The 24,052-nt window shown below is 58.8% G+C and carries 25 protein-coding genes; 5 read left to right on the top strand and 20 right to left on the bottom strand.

Features of this window, described 5'->3' with window-relative positions; all coding sequences use genetic code 11:
- The first annotated feature begins 61 nt into the window (after positions 1-61).
- Positions 62-709 (top strand): HD domain-containing protein, encoded by a 648-nt coding sequence (locus AC1RJ3_RS27150; RefSeq protein WP_347927529.1) that lies wholly within the window; start codon positions 62-64, stop codon positions 707-709.
- Positions 710-847: 138 nt separating this feature from the next.
- The gene (locus tag AC1RJ3_RS27145; protein WP_347927531.1) at positions 848-1,720 is read left to right on the top strand and encodes an esterase/lipase family protein; all 873 of its coding nucleotides are present in this window, start codon (positions 848-850) and stop codon (positions 1,718-1,720) included.
- Between the two features lie 45 nt (positions 1,721-1,765).
- Here the strand turns inward: AC1RJ3_RS27145 and AC1RJ3_RS27140 are convergent, their stop codons facing one another.
- The 4 genes from AC1RJ3_RS27140 to AC1RJ3_RS27125 form a co-directional block, all read right to left on the bottom strand.
- Entirely contained in the window at positions 1,766-2,326 is a 561-nt protein-coding gene (locus tag AC1RJ3_RS27140; RefSeq protein WP_054593335.1) for a DUF1285 domain-containing protein, read from the bottom strand.
- Between the two features lie 17 nt (positions 2,327-2,343).
- The gene (locus tag AC1RJ3_RS27135; RefSeq protein WP_103317646.1) at positions 2,344-2,949 is read right to left on the bottom strand and encodes a DUF4823 domain-containing protein; all 606 of its coding nucleotides are present in this window, start codon (positions 2,947-2,949) and stop codon (positions 2,344-2,346) included.
- Positions 2,950-3,197: 248 nt separating this feature from the next.
- On the bottom strand, positions 3,198-4,166 hold the full coding sequence (locus tag AC1RJ3_RS27130) for a GTP 3',8-cyclase MoaA (RefSeq protein ID WP_347927533.1): 969 nt from the start codon (positions 4,164-4,166) through the stop codon (positions 3,198-3,200).
- Positions 4,167-4,306: 140 nt separating this feature from the next.
- On the bottom strand, positions 4,307-4,945 hold the full coding sequence (locus AC1RJ3_RS27125) for a TetR/AcrR family transcriptional regulator (RefSeq protein ID WP_019689364.1): 639 nt from the start codon (positions 4,943-4,945) through the stop codon (positions 4,307-4,309).
- Positions 4,946-5,024: 79 nt separating this feature from the next.
- Here AC1RJ3_RS27125 and AC1RJ3_RS27120 point away from each other — a divergent pair, with 79 nt between their 5' ends.
- Positions 5,025-6,158, top strand: a complete 1,134-nt coding sequence (locus AC1RJ3_RS27120; RefSeq protein WP_493081498.1) for an aminotransferase class V-fold PLP-dependent enzyme — start codon at positions 5,025-5,027, stop codon at positions 6,156-6,158.
- A gap of 238 nt (positions 6,159-6,396) precedes the next feature.
- Here AC1RJ3_RS27120 and AC1RJ3_RS27115 read toward each other — a convergent pair whose 3' ends face one another.
- The 13 genes from AC1RJ3_RS27115 to AC1RJ3_RS27055 all read right to left on the bottom strand — a co-directional run bounded on the left by AC1RJ3_RS27115 (position 6,397) and on the right by AC1RJ3_RS27055 (position 16,586).
- A complete protein-coding gene (locus AC1RJ3_RS27115) occupies positions 6,397-7,185 on the bottom strand; it encodes a TatD family hydrolase (protein ID WP_054593339.1) in 789 nt (262 codons plus the stop codon).
- A gap of 12 nt (positions 7,186-7,197) precedes the next feature.
- Positions 7,198-7,554 (bottom strand): PilZ domain-containing protein, encoded by a 357-nt coding sequence (locus AC1RJ3_RS27110; protein ID WP_347927539.1) that lies wholly within the window; start codon positions 7,552-7,554, stop codon positions 7,198-7,200.
- Positions 7,555-7,596: 42 nt separating this feature from the next.
- Complete coding sequence (locus AC1RJ3_RS27105) at positions 7,597-8,583, bottom strand: DNA polymerase III subunit delta' (protein ID WP_054593341.1); 987 nt, start codon at positions 8,581-8,583, stop codon at positions 7,597-7,599.
- Positions 8,576-9,208: a dTMP kinase gene (gene tmk, locus AC1RJ3_RS27100; protein ID WP_054593342.1), complete on the bottom strand. Its 633-nt coding sequence runs from the start codon at positions 9,206-9,208 to the stop codon at positions 8,576-8,578. Before tmk ends, AC1RJ3_RS27105 begins: the two co-directional genes overlap by 8 nt.
- Before the next feature lie 19 nt (positions 9,209-9,227).
- On the bottom strand, positions 9,228-10,418 hold the full coding sequence (mltG, locus tag AC1RJ3_RS27095) for an endolytic transglycosylase MltG (protein WP_054593343.1): 1,191 nt from the start codon (positions 10,416-10,418) through the stop codon (positions 9,228-9,230).
- 3 nt (positions 10,419-10,421) lie between these two features.
- The gene (gene pabC / locus AC1RJ3_RS27090) at positions 10,422-11,237 is read right to left on the bottom strand and encodes an aminodeoxychorismate lyase (RefSeq protein ID WP_493081562.1); all 816 of its coding nucleotides are present in this window, start codon (positions 11,235-11,237) and stop codon (positions 10,422-10,424) included.
- Positions 11,237-12,481 (bottom strand): beta-ketoacyl-ACP synthase II, encoded by a 1,245-nt coding sequence (gene fabF, locus AC1RJ3_RS27085; protein ID WP_493081494.1) that lies wholly within the window; start codon positions 12,479-12,481, stop codon positions 11,237-11,239. The genes pabC and fabF overlap by 1 nt, the downstream gene beginning before the upstream one ends.
- Positions 12,482-12,591: 110 nt before the next feature.
- Positions 12,592-12,828 carry an acyl carrier protein gene (gene acpP / locus AC1RJ3_RS27080; protein ID WP_003175607.1) on the bottom strand — a complete coding sequence of 79 codons (237 nt, stop codon included), beginning with the start codon at positions 12,826-12,828 and terminating at the stop codon, positions 12,592-12,594.
- 197 nt (positions 12,829-13,025) lie between these two features.
- The gene (gene fabG / locus AC1RJ3_RS27075; protein ID WP_493081492.1) at positions 13,026-13,766 is read right to left on the bottom strand and encodes a 3-oxoacyl-ACP reductase FabG; all 741 of its coding nucleotides are present in this window, start codon (positions 13,764-13,766) and stop codon (positions 13,026-13,028) included.
- A 17-nt stretch (positions 13,767-13,783) separates the two neighbouring features.
- Positions 13,784-14,722: an ACP S-malonyltransferase gene (fabD, locus tag AC1RJ3_RS27070; RefSeq protein ID WP_054593347.1), complete on the bottom strand. Its 939-nt coding sequence runs from the start codon at positions 14,720-14,722 to the stop codon at positions 13,784-13,786.
- Positions 14,723-14,848: 126 nt separating this feature from the next.
- Positions 14,849-15,859, bottom strand: coding sequence for a phosphate acyltransferase PlsX (gene plsX, locus AC1RJ3_RS27065; RefSeq protein ID WP_081013687.1), 1,011 nt, complete (start codon positions 15,857-15,859; stop codon positions 14,849-14,851).
- A gap of 3 nt (positions 15,860-15,862) precedes the next feature.
- Positions 15,863-16,045, bottom strand: coding sequence for a 50S ribosomal protein L32 (gene rpmF / locus AC1RJ3_RS27060; protein ID WP_003179396.1), 183 nt, complete (start codon positions 16,043-16,045; stop codon positions 15,863-15,865).
- A gap of 13 nt (positions 16,046-16,058) precedes the next feature.
- On the bottom strand, positions 16,059-16,586 hold the full coding sequence (locus AC1RJ3_RS27055; RefSeq protein WP_008152342.1) for a YceD family protein: 528 nt from the start codon (positions 16,584-16,586) through the stop codon (positions 16,059-16,061).
- Between the two features lie 105 nt (positions 16,587-16,691).
- Here AC1RJ3_RS27055 and AC1RJ3_RS27050 point away from each other — a divergent pair, with 105 nt between their 5' ends.
- A complete protein-coding gene (locus AC1RJ3_RS27050) occupies positions 16,692-17,270 on the top strand; it encodes a Maf family protein (RefSeq protein ID WP_493081489.1) in 579 nt (192 codons plus the stop codon).
- 60 nt (positions 17,271-17,330) lie between these two features.
- Here AC1RJ3_RS27050 and AC1RJ3_RS27045 read toward each other — a convergent pair whose 3' ends face one another.
- From AC1RJ3_RS27045 to rluC, 3 genes are read right to left on the bottom strand one after another with little or no spacing between them, the layout of a single operon-like run.
- On the bottom strand, positions 17,331-18,320 hold the full coding sequence (locus tag AC1RJ3_RS27045) for a S49 family peptidase (protein ID WP_347927549.1): 990 nt from the start codon (positions 18,318-18,320) through the stop codon (positions 17,331-17,333).
- Positions 18,321-18,341: 21 nt separating this feature from the next.
- Positions 18,342-19,004, bottom strand: a complete 663-nt coding sequence (locus tag AC1RJ3_RS27040) for an HAD-IA family hydrolase (RefSeq protein ID WP_054593351.1) — start codon at positions 19,002-19,004, stop codon at positions 18,342-18,344.
- Complete coding sequence (gene rluC / locus AC1RJ3_RS27035) at positions 18,994-19,953, bottom strand: 23S rRNA pseudouridine(955/2504/2580) synthase RluC (RefSeq protein ID WP_054593352.1); 960 nt, start codon at positions 19,951-19,953, stop codon at positions 18,994-18,996. Before rluC ends, AC1RJ3_RS27040 begins: the two co-directional genes overlap by 11 nt.
- A gap of 740 nt (positions 19,954-20,693) precedes the next feature.
- Here rluC and rne point away from each other — a divergent pair.
- Positions 20,694-23,882, top strand: a complete 3,189-nt coding sequence (gene rne / locus AC1RJ3_RS27030) for a ribonuclease E (protein ID WP_493081486.1) — start codon at positions 20,694-20,696, stop codon at positions 23,880-23,882.
- Positions 23,883-24,052 lie beyond the last annotated feature (170 nt).

The raw sequence follows: 24,052 nt of genomic DNA, 5'->3' as shown, positions 1-24,052 counted from the left end.
CAGCGCTCGTCACATGTCACTTCAAAACTTAATCTACGGGCGTCGCCACAAAAGGATTGTTATGAGCCTCGTTGCCTTCGCGCCACTGCAAAACCTCGCCTCAACCTTGCTGCCCCATGCGCTGGAGCCGTCCGAGGATGGCGCCCATGATCTGTCGCACTTGCAACGGGTGTGGCGCAACGCTCAGCAGATTCAAACCGAGGAAGGTGGAGACCTTGAGGTACTGCTGGCAGCGGTGTTACTGCACGACTGCGTGGCGGTGGAAAAGAACTCGCCGCTGCGTTCTCGAGCATCGCAACTGGCCGCGAAAAAAGCCTCGGCAATCCTCAGCCAGTTGAATTGGCCCAAGCACAAAAGCGCAGCAGTCGCTCACGCCATCGAGGCCCATAGCTTTTCGGCGAGCATCACGCCGACGACCCTGGAAGCGCAAATCCTCCAGGACGCCGACCGCCTCGACTCCCTTGGCATGCTCGGTGTTGCCCGCACGTTTTACATCGCCGGGCGCATGGGCAGCACGCTGTATGATCCGCAGGATCCCACGGCGATATCCCGCGAGTACGACGACAAACGCTTTTGCCTCGACCACTTCCAGACCAAGCTGTTGCACCTCGCCAATGGCTTCCAGACACCAACCGGCAAGCATTTGGCTCAGTTGCGTCATGAACGCCTGAAGCGTTTCATGGACGAATTCATCGAAGAAATCGGCTGACCATCCAGCACGACCTGGGGTCATTGCTCCACCCGGAGCAATTTGTACCATCGTGCTTTGTAAACTACGGTTAGCCGCGACAGATCAAGCAGTCAATAGCATCTGTTCCACTTGAATCCGCTATCGACAGGTATAAGCATGAACATGGATGCGTCTACGCAATACCCGATTGTTTTGGTTCACGGCCTTTTCGGTTTCGATACGATTGCCGGTTATCCCTACTTCTTCGATATCAAGGAAGCCCTGGAACACGCTGGCGCTCGGGTGTTTACGGTCAATATTCCAGCCGTCAACGGCAATGAAGAACGCGGTGAAAAACTGCTCGAACAGGTCAACCGCATTTTGCAGGAAACAGGCGCCGCCAAGGTCAATCTGATCGGCCATAGCCAAGGTCCCCTGGCCGCACGCTACGTAGCAGCGCTGCACCCGGAAAAGGTCGCGTCGGTCACCTCTGTCAGCTGCCCCAATCACGGCTCCGAGATTGCCGACCAATTGCATAAGGCGCTGACACCCGGAGAGTTGCCCGAAGCGTTCGTACTGGCCTTGTTCAGCGCAGTCGGCACGTTCATTTCGCTGATCAGTGGCCACCCGCAAAACCCTCAGGACCCTCAAGCAGCATTCGAATCGCTGACCAGCGCAGGGTTGGCTGAATTCAATCGCAAGTACCCGCAAGGGGTGCCGGAAGTCTGGGGCGGTGAAGGCAACGAAATTGAAAACGGCGTGTATTACTACTCCTGGAGCGGGATCCTGCAGAACTTCCAAACCCCGCAAGTACTCGATCCAACCCACATCAACTGCATTGTGCTGTCAAAGTTATTTTATAAAGAGAAACACGCCAATGACGGACTGGTCGGACGATACAGCTCACACCTGGGGAAAGTGATTCGCTCGGATTACCCCATGGACCATTTTGACGCCGTCAATCAAATGGCCGGGATCACCAGCTGGAACGTGAGCCCGGTCAGTCTCTATCTGGAACATGCTGCCAGGCTCAAGAGCAAAGGCTTGTAAGCCCATCGGCCATGGCCCGGTTTAAACACTGGGCCGTTTTCCAGGTTACGGCTCAAGGCCGATAGGGAAAAACTCGCCGCCACTCCAGACACCCAACCAGCGTTGCCCGTCGATTTCGCGGGTCACGGCCAGTTCGACCAGTTGATAAAACACGTTGCGATGGATCAGCGCTTCAAGGTTGGTGCGTACATGCACGTAAGGCGCAGGCTCCTGGGTCACTGGATCGATCACTACCCGCAACGGATGCTCGGCACCCGCCTCGGCCTGCTCATCAACATTGGTGGTGAAGCGCAACAACTGGGCTTCGCCCTCGCCTTCGACCTCCAGCGTCACAGCAATGAAAGGCGCGTCATCAACCTTGATCCCGACCTTCTCGACCGGAGTAATCAGGAAGTAATCATCGCCGTCGCGGCGAATGATGGTGGAGAACAGTTTGACCATCGGCTTGCGCCCGATCGGCGTGCCCAGGTAATACCAGGTGCCGTCGCGGGCGATGCGCATGTCGATATCGCCGCAGAAGTCGGGGTTCCACAAATGGACCGGTGGCAAGCCTTTGGACTTGGGGATTTGCCCCAACAGATCATTAGCTTTTTGCGGACCATTCATGCTGCTCTCCTGGTGAGTTACTGATCGCTCATGCCCAGCAGGCTACGAGCGTATTGCGCAAGCGGCTGAGCGATCAAGTCTTCTGGCTTGTTGTCGTGGAACGTCAGTAAACCGCCACGACTCTTGATTCGTGCAGTATCGATCAAATACTGGGTGCTGGTCTCGATCAGCATGATCTGAATCACTCCACTGTCGATCCCCAGGCGATCCACGGCACCCTGATCGAGCAATTCATCCGAGTTGCCGATACGGTCGTCGGCCTTGGCAAATCGGGTGTAGAGCAGGTAATGCGCGCCAGCTGCACGCGCCTCGCCCATGGCGGTGTCGAGACCTTCGGGGGCGCGGGCACGGCGAACCATCGGGAAATATTCGATGAAGCCGTTGAAGGCTTCTTCAGCGACCACGTTCGGCCGCGGATAGGCACTGCCCGGCGGCGCAAAAGCACCTTGGGCGATGTAGATAAACGAGTCCGGCTGGATGCGCAGATTATTCACGCGATGGCTGTCGCTGTGATCAAGCAGACCAGAGTCGCTCATGTGGTAGCGAACCCCTTCGCCCATGTCGCTGACATTCATGCAGCCGCCAAGCGCCAAAAAGGCCAGCAGCAAAACCAGGCTACGCATCCTATCCTCCAGAGGCCGGTGACGGAAAACCGGCGAATGTCGGCAGGATGCAGCTTCCGCGCCAGTCCTTGAGGACTTGAACATTTCCAGATTGAGAATGAGCTCCTGTGGCGAGGGAGCTTGCTCCCGCTCGGCGGCGCAGCCGTCGTAAAACAGGCAAATGCGGTATGCCCGACAGGTCGCGGGGATATGTTTTCAGGGCCGCTTCGCGACCCAGCGGGAGCAAGCTCCCTCGCCACAGAGATTTATCAGCCGCCGATAATCTTCATGATTGTTGCGCCACCAGAGAATGCCACTTCCTGCTTGTCGCCCAGAGCTTTCACCAGCAGACGCTGGAGCGCCGGCAATGCTTGATGACGGGGTTTGTCCAGCAAGTCACCGACATAGTGGCGGTTACTCGACGACAGGCAGCCATGCAGCCAGCCAGTGGAGGACAGCCGCAAGCGTGAGCACGTGCGGCAGAACGGCACGCTTTCATTGGCGATCACACCGAAATAGCCGCGCCCCGGAATTTCGTAACGCACGGCTGTGGCATCCACCGGCGCGTCGGCCTGCAGGTACTCATAACGCTCGCCGATCAGGCCCAGCAACTGCTTGAGGCTGACAAACTGCTGCAGGAATGCGTTCGAATCGCTGGCCAGATGGCCCATGCGCATAAGCTCGATGAAGCGCAATTCATAACCGCGCTCCAGGCAATAATCGAGCAACGGCATCACTTGATCGAGGTTCTGCCCGCGCAACGGCACCATGTTGACCTTGATCTTGATGCCCGCTGCGCGAGCCTGGTCCATGCCGTTGAGCACCGTCGCCAGATCGCCACCGCGCGCAATGCTGCGGAATGCATCGGCGTCCAGGGTATCAAGGGAAACGTTGATCCGCCGAATGCCGGCATCCACCAGCAAGGGCAGTTTCTTCGCCAGCAGCTGACCGTTGGTGGTCAGGCTGATGTCGGCAAGGCCCATCTGCCCGACAGCCGTCATGAAGGTTTCCAGCTTCGGGCTCACCAGCGGCTCGCCACCGGTGATGCGCAAGCGCTCGATGCCCGCGGCTTCGATCAGGTAGGCAACGCCGCGCGCCATGGCCTCGGCCGACAGTTCATCCTGCGCAGCCACCAGTCGCTTGCCATTGGGCACGCAATAGGTACAGGCGTAGTTGCAGGCGGAGGTCAGACTGACCCGCAAATTGCGGAACTGCCTGCCTTGTCGGTCAACGATCATGGATCACTCCGGCGAAAGTAGATTCGGAAGCGCTAAAACTTGACTCACAAATCAAGTTTTAGCAATACCTAAGCCTGAGTATATTCCTGGGGCACTGCGCCATACAGAGAAAACATGGCGCAATAAGGCATCTGAATGGTTCAGCTGCTCGGTGTGTCGGTATCGCGCTTGCGCTTGTTGCCCATGCGCACGCCGATGTCCATCAGGAACTGGAAGAAACCTTCCTGATCTTCCAGCACGTTGCTCCAGAACGGCGAGTGATACAGCGCGACAGCGCCGTGCACCAGCGCCCAGGAAGCGCAGTAGTGGAAGTACGGCGGCACGTCTTCAAGCTTGCCTTCGCTGATGCGGCCCTTGATCAACAAGGTCAGGCGTTCGAAGTTGGAGGCGCGAATCTTGTGCAACTCCTCGACCATCTCCGGCACCTGATTGCCCTTGACCACCTTCTCTTCCAGGCGATCGAACAACCGGTAACGTTGCGGATCGCGCATGCGGAATTCGAAATAGGCCCGGGACAGGGCTTCCTTATCCTTATCGACATCGGCAGAGTGCAGCAGCTCGTTCAGGTCACGCTCGTAATCGAGCATCAGGCGCAGATAGATCTCCGCCTTGGACTTGAAGTGCTTGTAGATGGTGCCTTTGCCGATACCCACGGCATCAGCGATCATCTCGACGGTGACACTGTCTTCACCTTGTTCGAGGAACAGCTTGAGCGCGGTGTCGAGAATTTCTTGCTCGCGGCGACGAAACTCACGGACCTTACGAGGTTCTTTATGCATAAGAAAAGGTCTGTAGGGGTCAAAATACGAAGCCGCGTATTATGCCTAACTTGCGCCAAATTGCACGGATCATCCGACCATGACTATGTTTCTTGATGAATTTGTACAGGCTCCAGGCCTGCGTTATTTGAATCATGCAGCCGTTGCACCCTGGCCAAATCGCGCCGCCATGGCGGTGACACGCTTCGCTCAAGAGAACGTTTTACTGGGCGCACGGGACTATTCGGACTGGATGGACCTGGAACAACGCCTGCGTGAACGGCTGATGCGCCTGCTTAATGCACCGTCGACGGATGATGTGGCGCTGGTCAAAAATACTTCTGAAGCATTGTCTTTTGTCGCCTTCGGACTGCCATGGCAAAGCGGCGACCAGATCGTCATCAGCGATGAAGAATTCCCTTCCAATCGCATTGTCTGGGAAGCATTGGCGGCACAAGGCGTGGAAGTGGTGCAGGCCAGTCTCACCGGCGATGACCCGGAAGGCGCCCTGTTGGCAGCCTGCGGACCGCGCACCCGCTTGATGTCGGTGAGCGCGGTGCAATTCGCCAGCGGTCTGCGCCTCGACTTGCAACGCCTGGGTGCCGGCTGCAAACAACAGAACGTGCTGTTTTGCATCGACGCCATCCAGCAGCTGGGCGCCCTGCCCTTCGACGTCCAGAGCTATCAATGCGACTTCGCCATGGCCGACGGCCACAAATGGCTGCTCGGGCCAGAAGGCCTGGGGGTGTTCTATGTACGTAGCGAATTGCGTGAACAACTGAAACTGCACGAATTCGGTTGGCACATGCTCGAACACATGGGCGATTACACTCGCACCGGATGGGAACCGGCCAAGAGTGCACGACGCTTTGAATGCGGCAGCCCGAACATGCTCGGGGCGATGGCGCTGGAAGCCAGCCTGTCGTTATTGGAAGAAGTCGGCATGGAGCACGTCGCCGCACTGATCGCCGAGCGCGTGAAATGGCTGCAGGACGGCCTGAGCGCAATTCCCGGCGTCGTACTGCATAGCCCGCTGAATCCAGCCCGGCGCGGGGGGATTCTTTCGTTCAGTATCGATGGCATCGATACTCAGACCGTTTATGAGGCCCTGAAAGCCGAACAGGTGGTCTGTATCCCACGTGGCCCAGGCATTCGTTTTTCGCCACACTTCTACACCGAAAAGCGCGTGATTGACGAAACTGTCGCCATTGTCGCGTCGATCGCCAAGCAGTGAGAACCCAAGCGAAGCGCCTGTATTCCAAATCTGTTTAAGAAACAGCAGGAGCAAACTGGACTCGGCGCAATAGTGATCAATACTTGAACTGTCGGCGTGGCATCTCCCCCAAGTGTTGCGCCGATGAAGGTACCAAAGGACCGCGTACCTTTGTTTTACTCCTAATGGTCTTAACCCGGATTCACCCCCCAGAACCCGGGTTTTTTTTGCCTGCGATTTGAGCCGGCGGCTCAACCTGTCAAATCGACTTGACGTGCGCCAACGGAAACAGCCGCTTGAAGTTCTCCGTAGTCTGCTCGGCAAAGCGTTCGTAGGATTCGCCGCGCAACATGGCCAGAAATTCCGCCACATCCCGCACGTACTGCGGAAGGTTCGGCTTGCCGCGATGAGGGATCGGCGCCAGGTACGGCGAATCGGTTTCCACCAGCAGGCGGTCCGCCGGTACTTGCCGGGCCACATCGCGCAAGGCGTCCGCATTACGGAACGTCACGATCCCCGACAACGAAATATAAAAACCCAGATCCAGTGCGGCCTTGGCCATGTCCCAATCTTCGGTGAAGCAATGCAACACCCCCGCCTGCGGCAATGCTGCCTCACGCAATAACGCCAGCGTATCGGCGCGGGCGCCACGGGTGTGGACAATCACCGGCTTACCGGTCTGCTGGGCCGCTTGCAGGTGCAAACGGAAGGACTCCTGCTGCAACTCGGCCGCTTCCGGCTCGTAGTGGTAATCCAGACCGGTTTCACCGATTGCCACCACCCGCGGGTGATTGAGTTCCTGCAGCAGCCAGTCCAGCGCCGGCGCGGCGCCCGGCTGAACATCCAGTGGATGCACGCCCACCGAACAATCGACATCGTCGTAACGCTCGGCGAGGGCCTTGACGTCCTTGGCGTTGTCGACACTGACTCCGATACACAGAAAGTGCCCTACCCCGCGCTGACGAGCAGCGGCAAGTGCAGCATCCAGCGAGCCGTCGTGTGCGGCGAGGTCGAGACGGTCAAGGTGACAATGGGAATCTACGAGCATAAAAGACGGCAACTACATCGTATGAGTGGGACGGTCGGACTTCAGGGCTCCGGCCAGGTAGGTTTCGATTCGGCTTCGAGCGGTGTCATCGCCTTCATTGAACTGCACGCCGACACCGGCAGCGCGATTCCCCTGAGCCCCTTTGGGGGTAATCCAGGTCACGGTACCGGCCACCGGAATTTTTTCCGGTTCATCCATCAAGTGCAGCAGCATGAATACCTCGTCGCCCAACTTGTAGCTTTTGTTGGTCGGGATAAACAGACCGCCGTTCTTGATGAACGGCATGTAGGCCGCATAAAGCACGGATTTGTCCTTGATGGTCAGGGACAGGATGCCGTTACGCGGGCCCAGGCTGACAAGTTCATTCATGCTGACCTCCATGGCTGATGATCAGAGTCTAGGCGTAGACGCTCACTTCGGGCCAGGCAAAGACACCCATTGCACCAACAGCGCTTCCAGCAACAATGCCGGATTGAGATTGGCCTTGCTCATCACTTTCTGCCGCTGAGCGAGAATCCAGTCCTGAATATTCAAGACTTTTTCCTGGGCGGTTTTCTGCGCCAGGTACTGAATCACTTTGCGCATGTCCGCCAGACCGAGCCCGGCTTCGTCCTGAGTCAGCTGATAACGCAGAATCAGGCTCGACCAGTCGCAGAACCAGTCGAACAGCTGCAACATCGGAATGGATTTCCATTCTTCAGCCAGTTGCGTCGGCGACTGTTGCTGCTTGAGCAACTTCTTCACGCCCTCGACGACCAGCGCACGCTGCTCACGCACACCCTGCCCTTGCAGCTTGACCGCAGCCAGCGGCGAACCCGCGGCCAGGGTCAACAGTTCGACACGCTCCTCTTCCGTGCAATCGGGCAAGGCCTTGGCCAGCCATTGCAGGCTCATGGCTTCGCTTGGCAACGGACAGGCCTGTTGCACGCAACGACTCTTGATGGTCGGCAGCAGACGGCTGGTCTGGTGGCTGACCAGCAGCAACACGGTATCGCCCGAGGGTTCTTCGAGGCTTTTCAACAAGGCGTTGGCGGCGTTGATGTTCATCGACTCGGTGGGCTCGATCAGCACGACTTTGCGCCCGCCCATCTGCGCGGTCTGGACCACGAAGCTGACCAGATCACGCACCTGATCGACCTTGATTGCCTTGTCGGCTTCTTCAGGTTCCAGGATGTAGTTATCGGGGTGGCTACCGGCCTTGAGCAGCAGGCAGGATTTGCACTCGCCGCAGGCGCCTTCTGCGGTTGGGCGCTGGCAGAGCAAACTGGCCATCAGCCGCTCGGCCAACGCACGCTTGCCGATCCCGGCCGGGCCATGCAGCAAATAGGCGTGGGCGTGCTGGGCGCGACCGGCCAGTTGCTGCCAAAGGCTGTCTTGCCACGGATAGGCTTCAGCCACGGGCCCGCTCCAACAGACGCGGCAGCAAGGCATCCAGCGACTGCTGAACCTGCGCCAACGGCTGCGAGGCGTCCACCAGCAGGTAACGCGCCGGATCAGCCTCGGCACGCTTCAAGAACGCGCTGCGCACCGCCTCGAAAAACACTCGCCCCTCAAGCTCGAACCGGTCCAGCCGACCGCGAGCGCTGGCACGCGCCATGCCGATTTCAATCGGCAAGTCGAACACCAGCGTCAGGTCCGGGCGCAGATCGCCTTGAACGAAGGTTTCCAGGGTCGCGATACGCTCAAGCGACAATCCGCGACCACCGCCCTGATAGGCGTAAGTCGAATCGGTAAAGCGGTCGCACAAGACCACCGCGCCTCGCGCCAGCGCCGGACGAATGACCTCGGACAGATGCTGCGCGCGCGCCGCGAACACCAGCAACAGCTCGGTATCGGGATTCATGACCTCATCGACCGGAGCCAGCAGCACGTCGCGGATTCGCTCGGCCAGCGGTGTGCCACCAGGCTCGCGAGTCAACACGACTTCGATACCCTCGGCGCGCAGACGCTCGGCCAGGTATTCACGATTGGTGCTCTTGCCCGCGCCTTCCGGGCCTTCCAGGGTAATAAACAAGCCAGTCACGGGCAGTCCTTAGTCAGAGTCATTGCGAGCTTTGCGGCTCATCGGCACTCGGTGCCGGAGTAGCAGCTGGAGCCGGAGCCGGTTGCGATGACGGCAGTTGCGGTGCCGCCTCTGGTGCCGTGTCAGGCGACGCTGAAGGAGTCGCTGTCTGCGCATCAGGCGCTACGGCCCCGTTGGCCGGCGCCGGGCTGGAACGGTAATCGGCACGCCGTTTGATCTGGAACTCGCGCACAGCACTGTTGTGGGCATCCAGGTCGTCGGAGAAAACATGACTGCCGTCACCGCGCGCCACGAAATATAAACTGGTGCCGGACACCGGATTCAGCGCCGCATGAATCGCTTCACGACCGACCATGGCAATCGGCGTCGGCGGCAACCCAGCGATCATATAAGTATTGTAGGGCGTCGGTTCTTTCAGGTGGGCGCGGGTCAATTTGCCGTTGTAACGATCACCCAGGCCATAGATCACCGTCGGATCGGTTTGCAACAACATGCCGATCTGCATGCGCCGCACGAACACTCCGGCAATCTGCCCTCGCTCTTGCGGCACACCGGTTTCCTTCTCGACCAGCGAGGCCATGATCAGCGCCTGATAGGGTTCGGTATAGGGTGCGTCAGGGGAGCGCTTGTTCCACTCTTTTGCGAGGACGTCGTCGAGGCGCTCGTACGCTTTTTCCAGCAGCTCGGCATCGGTCATGCCCCGCACAAAACGATAGGTGTCCGGGAAAAACCGGCCCTCCGGAAACACTCCGGCGTGACCAAGCTTGTCCATCACATCGCTGTCGCTCAGCCCCGCAAGGGTTTGTTGGAGTTTGTCATTTTTTGCCAGCGCCGCACGGACCTGATGGAAGTTCCAGCCCTCGACCAGCGTCAGGCTGTACTGAACCACTTCACCGCGCTGCCAAAGACCGATCAAGCCCTGTGCATTCATCCCCGGGAGCATGCGGTATTCACCGCTGTGCAGCGGCTGCGCAGCAAGGTTCAAGCGCCAGTACAGGCGCAGCCAAAAGGCGTCCTGAAGCACGCCATCGGTTTCGAGGCGATTGAAGGTCCCGGACGGTGTCGCGCCGTTCGGTACATCCAGTAACTCTTCCTGAGTAATCTTGAGTGGCTGCTCCAGCGCCGAGTTGATCTTCCAGGCCGAAGCGCCCAGCAGTAGCCCTGCCAGAACCAGTCCGGTTTCCAGCAGCAGCAAGAATTTACGTCTCACGAATCAAGCATCCAGTAGCGCGCGGGCAATGCCTTGCAGTTTACGGGTGAGCGGCCCAACCGGCCAGCTCAGTGCAGCATAAGCGCGTACCGGCCAGATGCCGTACACGCTGTTGCAGACGAAAACTTCATCAGCCTGTTGCAGTTGATCAAGACTGATGTCAGTGACATGCGTGACAATCCCCAGCCTTTCGGCCTGGGACAAGAGTTCGGCGCGCATCACTCCGGCGACGCCACAACGACTCAGATCAGCCGTCAACAACGCGCCATCACGCACCAGGAACAGATTACTGAAAACACCCTCGATCACCCGTCCCTGAAGATCCAGCATCAAGCCTTCGGCGTGCTCGCCGTCCTGCCATTCGGAACGGGCAATGACTTGTTCGAGACGATTGAGGTGCTTGAGGCCGGCCAGTAGCGGCTGCTCGGAAAGTCGGGTAGCGCAGGGAAACAGCCGAATACCTTGCTGCGCGTGCACGGCAGGATAAGCCGCAGGAGGATTGCCTAGAAGAATACGCCGCGGCGACACCGATGGATCGGCTGCGTAACCGCGCTGACTGTCGCCACGGGTCAGCATCAGCTTGAGCACACCTTCGCCAAGGGCGGCGGCGTAGGTCAGTAGCTCGCCGCGAATCAATGCATGATCCGCGTTAATCGCCAAGCGCGAGCAGCCATCGGCCAGACGACTCAAATGTCGATCCAGCAACAATGGCTGCCCACCCTTGACGGCGATGGTCTCGAACAGACCATCGCCGTACGCCAGGCCGCGGTCTTTAAGCGACAGTGCGTCAGCCGGCTGACCGTCGACCCAGCTTTCCATCATTCAGCGAACCGACGGAACACCAGCGAGCCATTGGTACCGCCAAAACCGAACGAGTTGGAGAGCACCACATCGATCTTCGTATCACGCGCCGCGTGTGGCACGAAGTCGAGGTCGCAACCTTCATCCGGTTCATCGAGGTTGATGGTCGGTGGCGCCACCTGGCCGTTGATTGCCAGCACACTGAAAATCGCTTCAACCGCGCCCGCCGCACCCAGCAGGTGACCGGTCATGGACTTGGTCGAGCTGACCGCCAGCTTGTAGGCGTGATCGCCAAACACCGACTTGATCGCGCAGACTTCGGCGAGGTCGCCGGCCGAGGTCGACGTACCATGGGCGTTGATGTACTGGACCTGGTCGACGCTCAGCTTGGCGTCACGCAGTGCATTGACAATGCAACGTGCAGCGCCTGCGCCATCGGCCGGCGGCGAGGTCATGTGGTACGCATCGCCACTCATGCCAAAGCCGATCAGCTCGGCGTAAATGGTCGCACCACGCGCCTTGGCGTGCTCCAGCTCTTCAAGCACCAACGCACCGGCACCGTCGGACAACACGAAGCCATCACGGCCCTTATCCCATGGACGGCTGGCGCGGGTCGGCTCGTCATTGCGGGTCGACAACGCACGAGCAGCACCAAAGCCACCCATGCCAAGACCGCAAGCGGCCATCTCGGCACCACCAGCGATCATCACGTCGGCTTCGCCGTAGGCAATGTTGCGCGCCGCCATACCGATACAGTGCGTACCGGTGGTACAGGCTGTCGAAATGGCGTAGTTAGGCCCCTGCGTACCCAGATGGATGGACAGGAAACCGGAAATCATATTGATGATCGAGCCCGGCACGAAAAACGGAGAAATCCGCCGTGGCCCCGAATCATGCAGCGTGCGGCTGGTTTCTTCGATATTGGTCAGACCACCAATACCCGAGCCCATGGCCACGCCGATACGTTCACGATTGGCGTCGGTGACTTCCAGGCCAGCGTTACGCACTGCCTGAAACCCTGCTGCCAGACCGTATTGAATGAACAGGTCGAGTTTTCGAGCTTCCTTGGCCGACAGGTATTCCTCGACATTGAAGCCCTTTACCGAGCCGCCAAAATGGGTGGAATAGGCAGAAAGGTCGGTGTGTTCGATCAGACCAATGCCACTGCGGCCAGCCAGAATACCCTGCCAGCTGCTCGGCACATCCGTGCCCAGTGGCGACAACATACCCATACCGGTGACTACGACGCGTCTACGCGACACAGCACTCTCCTTTTTTCAAATGACGACTTTGCATCAGGCCTAAAGGAAAAAACCGCACGCCGTGATGGCAGTGCGGTTTTTCCATGACAGCTAACAACGGCTACAAACTATTACGCCTGATGGCTAGTAACGTAGTCGATGGCAGCTTGTACAGTAGTGATCTTCTCAGCTTCTTCGTCAGGAATTTCGGTCTCGAATTCCTCTTCCAGAGCCATCACCAGCTCAACGGTGTCAAGGGAGTCGGCACCCAGGTCTTCAACGAAGGAAGCAGTGTTCACAACTTCTTCTTCTTTAACGCCCAGTTGCTCAGCAACGATTTTCTTGACGCGCTCTTCGATGGTGCTCATACCTTGTTTTCACTCCTAATGGACAAATTCAGGCAGCTGGCCAGTGGGTAAGTGTATAGAAAGGCTTTTCAGTTTTTCAACTGAAAGCTTCACTCCTCAAACCCTGACGACCCTCTGCCTATAAATAGATTGCAGCTTTATAACGGATTTTAGACAGCTCGTATGACATTTTTTTGAAGCAATCCGTCACATTTGAATTACATGTACATCCCGCCGTTCACCGGGATTGTAGCCCCAGTAACGTAAGCCGCACCGCCCGACGCAAGAAAAGCGACCACGGACGCGATCTCTTGAGCTTGCCCCAGACGGCCCAGCGGAATTTGCGCCTGCAAGGCTTCACGCTGCGCTTCTGGCAGTTCGCGGGTCATATCGGTATCGATGAACCCAGGGGCCACCGAGTTGACCGTAATCGAGCGCGAACCTACTTCACGCGCCAGAGCGCGGCTGAAACCTTCCAGACCTGCCTTGGCGGCTGCATAGTTTACTTGGCCTGCGTTGCCCATGGCACCCACAACCGAACCAATACTGATAATTCGTCCCCAACGCGCCTTGGTCATGCCACGCAAAACACCCTTGGACAGGCGAAACAGACTGTTCAGGTTGGTGTCGATAACGTCATGCCACTCGTCATCTTTCATGCGCATCATCAGGTTATCGCGGGTGATACCGGCATTATTCACCAGAATCGCCGGCGCACCGAATTGCTCCTGAATGCTCGCCAGCACGGCCGCTACGGACTCGTCGCTGGTGACATTGAGCTCAAGGCCAGTGCCTTGAATGCCGTTTTCTTTCAGGGTTGCCGCGATGCGCTCAGCGCCCGAAGCAGAAGTCGCAGTACCCACCACGATAGCGCCCTGACGACCCAGTTCCAGTGCGATAGCCTGGCCAATACCACGGCTCGCGCCGGTAACCAGTGCAACTTTACCTTGCAGACTCATGCAGGCTTCTCCTAAGTTCAGGCCAACGCTGCACGAGCAGCAGCGAAAGCATCCGGGGTGTTCAGGTTAGAGGTCGACACGCCTTCGGCGCAGCGCTTGTTCAGGCCAGCCAGGACTTTGCCCGGACCGCATTCAACCAGTTGAGTAGCGCCTTTGGCGGCCAGCGCCTGGACCGACTCAACCCAGCGAACCGGCTTGTAAAGCTGCTCGAGCAGATCGCGCGTAAGCGTTTCCAGATCCGGCGCCACATCAGCGCTGACGTTCTGCACCAACGGGATTTGCGGAGCCTGCCAGTTGATCGCAGCGATCGACTCGGCAAAGCGCTCGGCAGCCGGGCGCATCAGCTCACAGTGCGACGGTACGCTGACCGGCAGCGGCATGGCGCGCTTGGCACCACGCGCCTTGCAGCCTTCAATGGCGCGTTCGACAGCCGCCTTGGCACCGGCGATTACCACCTGGCCCGGCGAGTTGAAGTTGACCGCACTGACGACTTCGCCTTGCGCCGCTTCGGCACAGGCAGCCAGCACATCAGCGTCGTCCAGACCGAGAATGGCAGCCATACCGCCCTGCCCGGCCGGCACCGCTTCTTGCATCAGCTGACCGCGACGCTCTACCAACTTCACGGCGTCACCCAGACTCAGGCTACCGGCCGCGACCAGCGCGCTGTACTCACCCAGGCTATGACCGGCAACGTAAGCCGGACGTGCGCCGCCCTCAGCCAGCCACAGACGCCACAAGGCAATCGAAGCGGTGAGAATCGCCGGTTGGGTTTTGTCGGTTTGATTGAGCTGCTCTTCCGGCCCTTGCTGGGTCAGTGCCCACAGGTCGTAACCCAGGGCATCGGAAGCTTCTTTGAAAGTTTCGAGGATCAACGGATGTTGCGCGCCCAACTCGGCCAGCATGCCGAGGGACTGCGAACCCTGTCCTGGAAAGACGAATGCGAGGGAAGCAGACATGTAACAAGCCCCTAATGATCTTGTCGTCGGAGAATTGACGTCCTGTACTGCTGGACGCAAGAAACTGACAGTTGGATGGCTAATTGAACTGAGCGGTCACATTTAAGCATTGTCGAGCGAAAATGCCTAAAGCAACAAATCCTCGAGGCGACCGTGAAGCCGCTGCGGGAGGTTCTCCTGAATCTCGATCAAGGCGCGCTGAATGGCACTCTGGAAGCCCTGTACACCGGCCGAACCGTGACTTTTAACGACGATCCCCTGCAAACCGAGGAAGCTTGCGCCATTATGTCGCGCAGGCGCCAGATCAGCCTGTAGACGCTTCATCAGCGGCAACGCCAGAGCCCCGACCATTCTCGATGCCAGGTTTTGCTTGAACAACGCCTCGATCCGCCCGGCGATCATGGTCGCCAGCCCTTCGCTGGATTTGAGCAGGATATTGCCGACAAAACCGTCGCAAACCACCACGTCAGCCTCGCCACGGTACAAGCCATCACCTTCGACGAAGCCGATGTAATTCAGCCCGCGAGCGTTTTGCAGCAGCGTCGCCGCCAGCTTGACCTGTTGATTGCCCTTGATGTCTTCCGTGCCGATGTTCAGCAATGCGACCTTCGGCCGAGCAATGCCCAAGGTTTCAGCCGCCACCGAGCCCATCACCGCGAACTGGAACAGGTGCTCGGCACTGCAATCGACATTCGCCCCCAGATCGAGCAACTGGCAATAACCACGTTGCGTCGGGATCGCCGCCACCATGGCCGGTCTATCGATACCCGGCAAGGTCTTGAGCACATAACGCGACAACGCCATCAGCGCACCGGTATTGCCGGCACTGACACAGGCCTGAACCTTGCCATCACGCAACAACTCAAGCGCAACCCGCATCGAGGAGTCCGGCTTGCCACGCAGGGCCTGGGAAGGCTTTTCATCCATGCCAATCACATCGCTGGCCGGCACAATCGTCAGGCGCGCGCGATCCACAGCCGACTGGCTGGCGATCAATTCTTCTAAAAGGGAGGGTTGACCGACGAGGGTCAGGTGCAGCGAGGGCGTAGCAGACAGACAAGCAAGGCTGGCCTGAACAATGCTGCGGGGACCGAAGTCCCCGCCCATTGCGTCAATCGCGATGACTTGAGCGGACAAGGATTACTCGTCAGCGCCCTTGTCGATCACTTTACGGCCACGGTATACGCCTTCTGGCGATACGTGGTGACGCAGGTGAACTTCACCAGTGGTCTTTTCTACGGACAGGGTGCTTGCCTCGAGAGCATCGTGCGAACGACGCATGTCACGGGCGGAGCGGGATTTTTTGTTCTGCTGAACAGCCATAATTGATTAACTCCTAAACGTTTGGGTCACGCTTTAACTGCGCCAATACACTGAACGGGTTGGACCGCGTTACCTCGTCCTCGCTCGGTTCGGGCTCATCGAGACCCGCCGGCTGCTGGCATTCTTCCGGATGATGAGCAGGCACAATGGGCAAGGCGAGCAGAAGCTCCTCCTCGATCAGTGACTGCAGATCCAAAGGATCTTCGCCCAGTTCCAGCACGTCATAACCTTTCGGCAACGACTGGGTATTCGCACCCTCCTTCACCACAGCATAACTGCATTCGCTGTGAATCGGCAGGGTGACCAGCTCAAGACAACGCTGGCAAACCATTTTGACTTCGGTGTCGATAAAGCTGTGGATAACCACAGATTTACGTTCATCTCGTTCAAAAACGAATTTAGCCTGCACCGTACCGACAGTGTCGGAAAGCGGGTCGCAGAGTCTCTCCAAATCGGCCAGCAGCATTTCACCTTGAAGGGTGGTGCCACGATCAGCCAATTTGCGCGGGTCAACGTGAGGTGGAATCGGGTCATTCAACATAGGCGCAGCATTATAGGGATGCCCCCAGCCATGTCAAAGGAAATTCAGTCCTGTCCGTCACTTGGAAGCCCCGCTAGAATTTGCGACTGACTTTTGGAGAGCCGTATGCTGCCTTTATTACTTGCTTCAAGCTCGGTCTATCGCCGCGAATTGCTGACCCGCTTGCAACTGCCATTTACCTGCAGCTCACCGGATATCGACGAAAGCCATCAACCGGAAGAGCCAGCCATCGAACTGGTGAAACGCCTGGCCCGCGAAAAAGCCCAGGCGCTGGCCGGCAGTCATCCCGCCCATTTGATTATCGGCTCGGACCAGGTCGCCGTGCTCGACGGACGGATTATTGGCAAACCCCACACGTTCGAGAAGGCTCGCGATCAATTATTGGCCGCCAGCGGCGCCAGCGTGACCTTCCTGACCGGCCTGGCGGTGCTCAACAGCCAGACCGGCCATTGCCAGCTCGACTGCATCCCCTTCACCGTACACATGCGCACACTGGATCAGGCACGCATTGAACGCTACCTGCGCGCCGAACAGCCCTACGACTGCGCTGGCAGCTTCAAGGCCGAAGGATTGGGTGTGAGCCTGTTTCAAAGCACCGAAGGCCCCGACGCCACGAGCCTGGTCGGCCTGCCGCTGATTCGCCTGGTGGACATGCTGCTGGCTGAAGGCGTGCAGATTCCCTGAGGCTACGACCTTTCAAAAAAAACCGGCCTCGCAGGCCGGTTTTTTTATATTGCGCGACGATCAGCGCAATGCCGGCCCATGAAAGCCCATCCACATCGCCAACTGCTCAGCCACGCTGGCGCCGAGTTTTTTCGAGAAGCGGTCGAACGCCGACTCTTGAATCGTGAAGTCGACCAGCTCTTTCTCGCCGATTACGTCACGCGCCACCGAACTGGCACTGCCCAAACCATCGATCAAGCCCAATGGCAGCGCCTGCTCGCCCGACCAGACCAGTCCGGAGAACAACTCCGGATGCTCTTTGTCTTTCAAGCGGTCGCCGCGCCCCTTTTTGACACTGGCGATAAACTGCTGGTGAGTGGTATCCAGCACACCCTGCCAGAACTTGATCTCATCCGGCTTTTCCGGCTGGAACGGATCGAGGAACGACTTATGCTCGCCGGACGTATAGGTCCGACGCTCGACACCAAGTTTTTCCATGGTCCCGACAAACCCGTAACCGGCCGCCGTCACGCCAATCGAACCCACCAGGCTCGCCTTGTCGGCGTAGATCTGGTCCGCCGCACTGGCGATGTAGTACGCCCCCGAAGCCCCCAGATCGGAAATCACTGCATACACCTTGATCGCCGGATGCAGGGCACGCAGACGACCAATCTCATCGTAGACATAACCCGACTGCACCGGACTGCCGCCCGGACTGTTGATTCGCAGCACGATGCCCTTGACCTTCGGATCTTCGAACGCGGCGCGCAAACCGCCGACAATGTTGTCGGCACTGGCCGATTCCTTGTCGGCAATCATCCCGGTTATTTCGATCAACGCCGTGTAGCTCGACCCGCGAGTCGCGCTTTTTTCGATATCCATCAGCGGAGTAAAGAGGATCAACGCGATGAGCAGATAAACAAAGGTCAGCAGCTTGAAAAAAATCCCCCAACGCCGCGAGCGACGCTGCTCCTGCACTCCCGCAAGCAGGGTTTTCTCAAGCAGCTTCCAGCTCTTGTCTTCGCCATCTTCGGCACTGGCCTTGGCTGGCGCCTTCCATTCGTCGGTCATTCCATCCACCCCAACAAAAACTTAATTGGCCCGCTGACCCAGCCAGGCGTGCAATTGCGAAAAATGATCAATGGCCAGGCGCGGTTCGAACACGCGCAAGGCTTCCATCGATTGAGCACCATAGCTGACGGCAACCGAATCCATCCCGGCGTTGCGCGCCATCTGCAGATCGAACGACGAATCCCCCACCATCAACGCCTGCTCAGGGCGGACGTCGCAATGGGCGAGAATCTGTTCGAGCATCAGCGGATGCGGCTTGCTGGCGGTTTCATCGGCGGCGCGAGTGATATCGAAATAATCCTCCCAGCCGTGGGATTTCAACACCCGATCCAGCCCGCGACGCGCTTTGCCGGTAGCCACCGCCAGGTGATAACCCTCGGCACGAAACGCCTCAAGCGACTCGACAACACCGTCAAACAACGGCGAAGGCACGGCCTCCGAGGCGATGTAGTGATCCGCATAGTGCTGACGGAATGCCACCAGCTCGTCATCGCCAATTTCCGGATACAGCGTGCGAATTGCTTCGGGCAGCCCCAGGCCGATGATGCCTTTGACAGCAAGATCATCACGTAACTGAAAACCGGATCGCTGCGACGCCACATGCATCGCCTCGACAATCCGACCAATGGAGTCGGCCAACGTGCCGTCCCAATCGAAAATCAGCAACTTGTAATCAGGGTGCACTCAGGCGCTCCACGGTCTTGGCCCACATTTCATCCACCGGCGCCTGAAGCTTGAGCTCACCACCATCAGGCAGCGACACAGTCAGCATATAGGCATGGAGAAACAGGCGCTTGCCGCCCAGATCGCGAATCTCTTTGCTGAAGTCGTCATCGCCGTACTTGGTGTCGCCAGCGATGCAGTGCCCGGCGTGCAAGGTGTGGACGCGAATCTGGTGAGTCCGGCCGGTGATCGGTTTGGCTTCGATCAGGGTGGCAAAGTCGCCAAAGCGACGCAGGACCTTGAACACGGTCACGGACTCCTTGCCCTCCTCCTCGTCGACCTCGACCATGCGTTCGCCGGAGCGCAGATTGCTCTTGCCCAGCGGCGCACGGACTTGCTTGATCGAGGCAGCCCAGTTACCGCGGACCAGCGCCATATAGCGCTTATCGACGCCATCGCCGCGCAATGCCGTGTGCAAGTGACGCAGCATGCTGCGTTTTTTGGCGATCATCAGCAGGCCGGAGGTGTCACGATCGAGACGGTGAACCAGCTCAAGCTCCTTGCAATCCGGACGCAACTGACGAAAGGCTTCGATCACGCCGTAATTCAAGCCGCTGCCGCCGTGAACAGCGATGCCGCAAGGCTTGTTGATCACGATCAGCGCCTTGTCTTCGAAGACAATCGAGGCTTCGAGTCGCTGCAACAACCCTTGCGCCAATGGCACAGGCTCGTCGCGCTCCGGCACACGCACCGGCGGCACGCGCACGATGTCGCCCGCCTGCAGCTTGTATTCGGGCTTGATCCGACCTTTGTTCACACGCACTTCGCCTTTACGCAAAATGCGGTAAATCAAGGTCTTGGGCACGCCTTTGAGCCGAGCAAGAAGGAAGTTATCAATACGTTGGCCGGCATATTCCGGCGAGACCTCCAGCAGTTGTACGCTTGGGGTCGAGGGGGCAGTAGTCGTCATGCCGCGAATGATAACAATTTTTTATGGAATTGAAGCACTTAATCATTGCTGCTATAGTCGCGAACGCCGCCAAAAGCGGCCTGGACAGAGGACAAACGGCAAATTGCCGGCCCTGACCAACGCAATTCATCAGGACGCGAGGCCGTCCTACGGGGCTTTCGCAACGATTGGAAGGTTTGTGATTGTAACAAGCGCAGGTGACATGAGGCCTGAAGCGAGCGCAGCAACAGAGTAACCACTCGTCTGATGCGCCGATATTTACGGCCAGTTCACAAAGTGCAGTCAGTCCCGAACCAGCCCTTGAGCGAGTGCTTCGGAAACAACGCCTGTTACAAGCTGAGTACCAGCAAAACAGCTGACACCCAGTCTTGTGTAGCCATGAGCGTGAACTCCCCATTGGAGAACACGGTAAATGCCAACCCGCTGCGGATTCTGCGCGCGGCAGCACCCGAATTATCAGGGATACGTGTAGGGTGGAGATGCACAACCGTCGGACTGTGTAGCACTAGGCTTATATTTAGACGCTTCATCTCGTCCACAGTCGCCGGTTGATTCCTCCTCCTGACTGAGTGCTTAAGTAGCCACAGCAAGCAGGACGCGTACGTCGCGACTCCGGCCCAATTGGTCGAACCTCGCTAGACACTGGAGTGGCCAACCACTCCTGACGCACCTGACACCGACCGTGAGAAGTCGTGTGTGCCGAACGCCGTTTCCGGCAGCCCGGAAACCGACGGTACTACATGAAAAGAATGCTGATTAACGCAACTCAACCCGAAGAGTTGCGTGTTGCACTGGTAGATGGCCAGCGCCTCTACGACCTGGACATCGAGTCCGGTGCACGCGAGCAGAAGAAGGCCAACATCTATAAAGGCCGGATTACTCGCATCGAACCAAGCCTTGAGGCTGCCTTTGTCGATTTCGGCTCTGAGCGCCACGGCTTCCTGCCCCTCAAAGAAATCTCCCGCGAATACTTCAAGAAAGCCCCTGAAGGCCGCGTCAACATCAAGGACGTCCTGAGCGAAGGCCAGGAAGTCATCGTTCAGGTCGAAAAAGAAGAACGTGGCAACAAGGGCGCCGCCCTCACCACCTTCATCAGCCTGGCCGGTCGTTACCTGGTATTGATGCCAAACAACCCGCGTGCCGGCGGTATCTCCCGTCGCATCGAAGGTGAAGAGCGCAACGAACTGCGTGAAGCCCTGAACGGCCTGGTTGCCCCGGCTGACATGGGTCTGATCGTGCGCACTGCCGGTCTTGGCCGCAGCAGCGAAGAAATGCAGTGGGACCTCGACTACCTGCTGCAACTGTGGACCGCCATCAAAGAAGCCTCGCTGGATCGTTCCGCGCCATTCCTGATCTATCAGGAAAGCAACGTGATCATCCGTGCGATCCGCGACTATCTGCGCCAGGACATCGGCGAAGTGCTGATCGACAGCGTTGAAGCCCAGGACGAAGCCCTGACCTTCATCCGCCAGGTGATGCCGCAGTACGCCAGCAAGATCAAGCTGTACGAAGACAGCGTTCCGCTGTTCAACCGTTTCCAGATCGAAAGCCAGATCGAGACCGCTTTCCAGCGCGTCGTTGAACTGCCTTCCGGCGGCTCCATCGTTATCGATCCGACCGAAGCCCTGGTGTCCATCGACATCAACTCGGCGCGTGCCACCAAAGGCAGCGACATCGAAGAAACCGCCCTGCAGACCAACCTTGAAGCTGCCGAAGAAATCGCCCGTCAGTTGCGCCTGCGCGACATCGGCGGCCTGATCGTCATCGACTTCATCGACATGACCCCTGCCAAGAACCAGCGCGCCGTGGAAGAGAAAGTCCGCGAATGCCTGGAAGCCGACCGCGCTCGCGTGCAAGTCGGTCGCATCTCGCGCTTCGGCCTGCTGGAAATGTCCCGTCAGCGCCTGCGCCCATCGCTGGGCGAAAGCAGCGGCATCGTCTGCCCTCGCTGCAACGGCACCGGCATCATCCGTGACGTTGAATCGCTGTCGCTGGCGATCCTGCGCCTGATCGAAGAAGAAGCCCTGAAAGACCGCACTGCCGAAGTTCGTGCACAAGTGCCGATCCCGGTTGCTGCGTTCCTGCTGAACGAAAAACGCAACTCGATCACCAAGATCGAACTGCGCACCCGCGCCCGCATCGTCATCCTGCCGAACGATCACCTCGAAACGCCGCACTTCGAAGTTCAGCGTCTGCGCGATGACAGCCCGGAAGCCCACATCAACCAGTCCAGCTACGAAATCGCTGCTGCCGCTGCTGAAGTGGAAGAAGTTCAACCGGCCGCCGCCACCCGCACCCTGGTTCGCCAGGAAGCCGCCGTGAAAACCGCTCCAGCCCGCGCCAACGCTCCGGTTCCGACCGAAGTCGTTGCTGCCCCGGTTGCCGCTCCGGTCGCAGCGCCAGAGCCAAGCCTGTTCAAAGGCCTGGTGAAATCGCTGGTGAGCCTGTTCGCCACCAAGGAAGAGCCTGCTGCTCCGGTTGTGGTTGAAAAACCAGCCGCCGAGCGTCCGGCACGCAACGAAGAGCGTCGTAACGGTCGTCAGCAGAGCCGCAACCGTAACGGTCGCCGCGATGAAGAACGCAAGCCACGCGAAGAGCGCGCCCCTCGTGAAGAACGCGCACCGCGCGAGCCTCGTGAAGAGCGTCAACCACGCGAAGCCCGTGAAGAGACTCCAGCAGTCGCTCGCGAAGAACGCGCACCGCGTCCACCGCGTGAAGAGCGCGCACCACGCGCCCCTCGTGAAGACCGCAAACCACGTGGCGAGCGTGAAGAGCGCCCGGTTCGTGAACTGCGTGAACCTCTGGATGCCGCGCCAGCCGCTGCCGCCGCTGTAACGGCTGTTGCTGAAGAGCGTCCGGCTCGTCAGCCACGTGAAGAGCGCGCTCCACGCCCACCGCGTGAAGAACGTCAACCACGTGCCGAACAAGCCGCTGCCGCCGTTGCTGAAGAAGAGCTGCCAACCAGCGAAGAGCAACTGCAGGAAGATGGCCAGGACAACGCCGAAGGCGATCGTCCACGCCGCCGTTCCCGTGGTCAGCGTCGTCGCAGCAACCGTCGCGAGCGTCAACGCGATGCCAACGGCAACGTGATCGAAGGCTCGGAAGAGTCCGAAACCAGCGAAGAGCCAACAAGCGCCGAACTGGCTGCCGGCCTGGCCGTTACCGCCGCTGTTGCCAGCACTGTGATCAGCGCTCCTGCTGAAGCTCAGGCTCATCAGCAAGCTGAACGCGCGACTACTGCCGTGACTGAAGAAGCTGTTCAGAAAGTGGCTCAGGTTGAAGCGCCAGTCGTGGAAGCCACCACCCCGGTCGAAGTGCCAGTCGCTCCTGCCGTTGAAGTAGCTCCAGTTCGTGAAGCACAGCCTGAAGTTCACGCGGCTGTTGAACCAGCCGTAGTTGTCGAACAGCCAGTAGTCGTTGCAGAGCCTGTGGTTGAAGCCCCGGTCGCTGAAAAAGCGCCTGAGGTTCGCGAAGAGCAAACTGCGTTCAACTGGGTTGCAGAAACCGCAGCTGTCGAAGCTCCAGCGCCAGTCGCTGAAGCCCCGGCTGTTGTTGCCGAGCCTGCTCCAGTGGTTGAAGCTCCGGTTGTCGCCGAAGTGGCTGCACCGGTTGTCGAAGCCGCCCCGGTCAGCGCCCTGACGCCAAGCGGCCGCGCGCCAAACGACCCACGTGAAGTGCGTCGCCGCAAGCGTGAAGCCGAGCGCCTGCAGAAGGAAGCCGAACTGGCTGCCGCTGCTGCACCGGTTGCTGCTGTCGAGCCTGCTCCGGTTGTTGCTGAAGTCGTCGAGGCAGCCCCTGCCCCGGCCGCCGAAGTGACTGCCGAGCCTGCTGCCCCAACCATCGACGAAAACCTGCGTTCCGTCGAAGAAGTGGTAGAGCACAAACCTGAGGCCCTGGAAAAAGAACACGAGCCTAAACCGCTCGCCTGATTCCATCAGCCACTAAAAAGCCCCGCCTGGTAACCCAGGCGGGGCTTTTTTATGCCTGCGGTGAAGCAGGCCTACCGCGTTATCGTTCATCGCGGGCAAGCCTTGCTCCTACAGTTTTATGTCGACCTGTGATGATGCGAAGGACACATGACTTGTAGGAGCAAGGCTTA

The organism is Pseudomonas sp. GW822-FHT04C11, assembly GCF_058800905.1.
This window is presented reverse-complemented; position numbering and strand designations above follow the sequence as displayed.

Bases quoted from the DNA above. Each gene is read 5' to 3' on its own strand.
- AC1RJ3_RS27145 (WP_347927531.1), top strand. From the start codon at position 848: ATGAACATGGATGCGTCTACGCAATACCCGATTGTTTTGGTTCACGGC.
- AC1RJ3_RS27130 (WP_347927533.1), bottom strand. From the start codon at position 4,166: ATGATCGTTGACCGACAAGGCAGGCAGTTCCGCAATTTGCGGGTCAGT.
- AC1RJ3_RS27045 (WP_347927549.1), bottom strand. From the start codon at position 18,320: ATGACCGACGAATGGAAGGCGCCAGCCAAGGCCAGTGCCGAAGATGGC.
- fabD (WP_054593347.1), bottom strand. From the start codon at position 14,722: ATGTCTGCTTCCCTCGCATTCGTCTTTCCAGGACAGGGTTCGCAGTCC.
- rne (WP_493081486.1), top strand. From the start codon at position 20,694: ATGAAAAGAATGCTGATTAACGCAACTCAACCCGAAGAGTTGCGTGTT.
- AC1RJ3_RS27125 (WP_019689364.1), bottom strand. From the start codon at position 4,945: ATGCATAAAGAACCTCGTAAGGTCCGTGAGTTTCGTCGCCGCGAGCAA.
- AC1RJ3_RS27055 (WP_008152342.1), bottom strand. From the start codon at position 16,586: ATGTTGAATGACCCGATTCCACCTCACGTTGACCCGCGCAAATTGGCT.
- AC1RJ3_RS27110 (WP_347927539.1), bottom strand. From the start codon at position 7,554: ATGAATGAACTTGTCAGCCTGGGCCCGCGTAACGGCATCCTGTCCCTG.
- rpmF (WP_003179396.1), bottom strand. From the start codon at position 16,045: ATGGCTGTTCAGCAGAACAAAAAATCCCGCTCCGCCCGTGACATGCGT.
- acpP (WP_003175607.1), bottom strand. From the start codon at position 12,828: ATGAGCACCATCGAAGAGCGCGTCAAGAAAATCGTTGCTGAGCAACTG.
- fabG (WP_493081492.1), bottom strand. From the start codon at position 13,766: ATGAGTCTGCAAGGTAAAGTTGCACTGGTTACCGGCGCGAGCCGTGGT.
- pabC (WP_493081562.1), bottom strand. From the start codon at position 11,237: ATGGAAAGCTGGGTCGACGGTCAGCCGGCTGACGCACTGTCGCTTAAA.
- AC1RJ3_RS27140 (WP_054593335.1), bottom strand. From the start codon at position 2,326: ATGAATGGTCCGCAAAAAGCTAATGATCTGTTGGGGCAAATCCCCAAG.
- AC1RJ3_RS27150 (WP_347927529.1), top strand. From the start codon at position 62: ATGAGCCTCGTTGCCTTCGCGCCACTGCAAAACCTCGCCTCAACCTTG.
- rluC (WP_054593352.1), bottom strand. From the start codon at position 19,953: ATGACGACTACTGCCCCCTCGACCCCAAGCGTACAACTGCTGGAGGTC.
- AC1RJ3_RS27050 (WP_493081489.1), top strand. From the start codon at position 16,692: ATGCTGCCTTTATTACTTGCTTCAAGCTCGGTCTATCGCCGCGAATTG.
- AC1RJ3_RS27135 (WP_103317646.1), bottom strand. From the start codon at position 2,949: ATGCGTAGCCTGGTTTTGCTGCTGGCCTTTTTGGCGCTTGGCGGCTGC.
- AC1RJ3_RS27120 (WP_493081498.1), top strand. From the start codon at position 5,025: ATGACTATGTTTCTTGATGAATTTGTACAGGCTCCAGGCCTGCGTTAT.
- AC1RJ3_RS27115 (WP_054593339.1), bottom strand. From the start codon at position 7,185: ATGCTCGTAGATTCCCATTGTCACCTTGACCGTCTCGACCTCGCCGCA.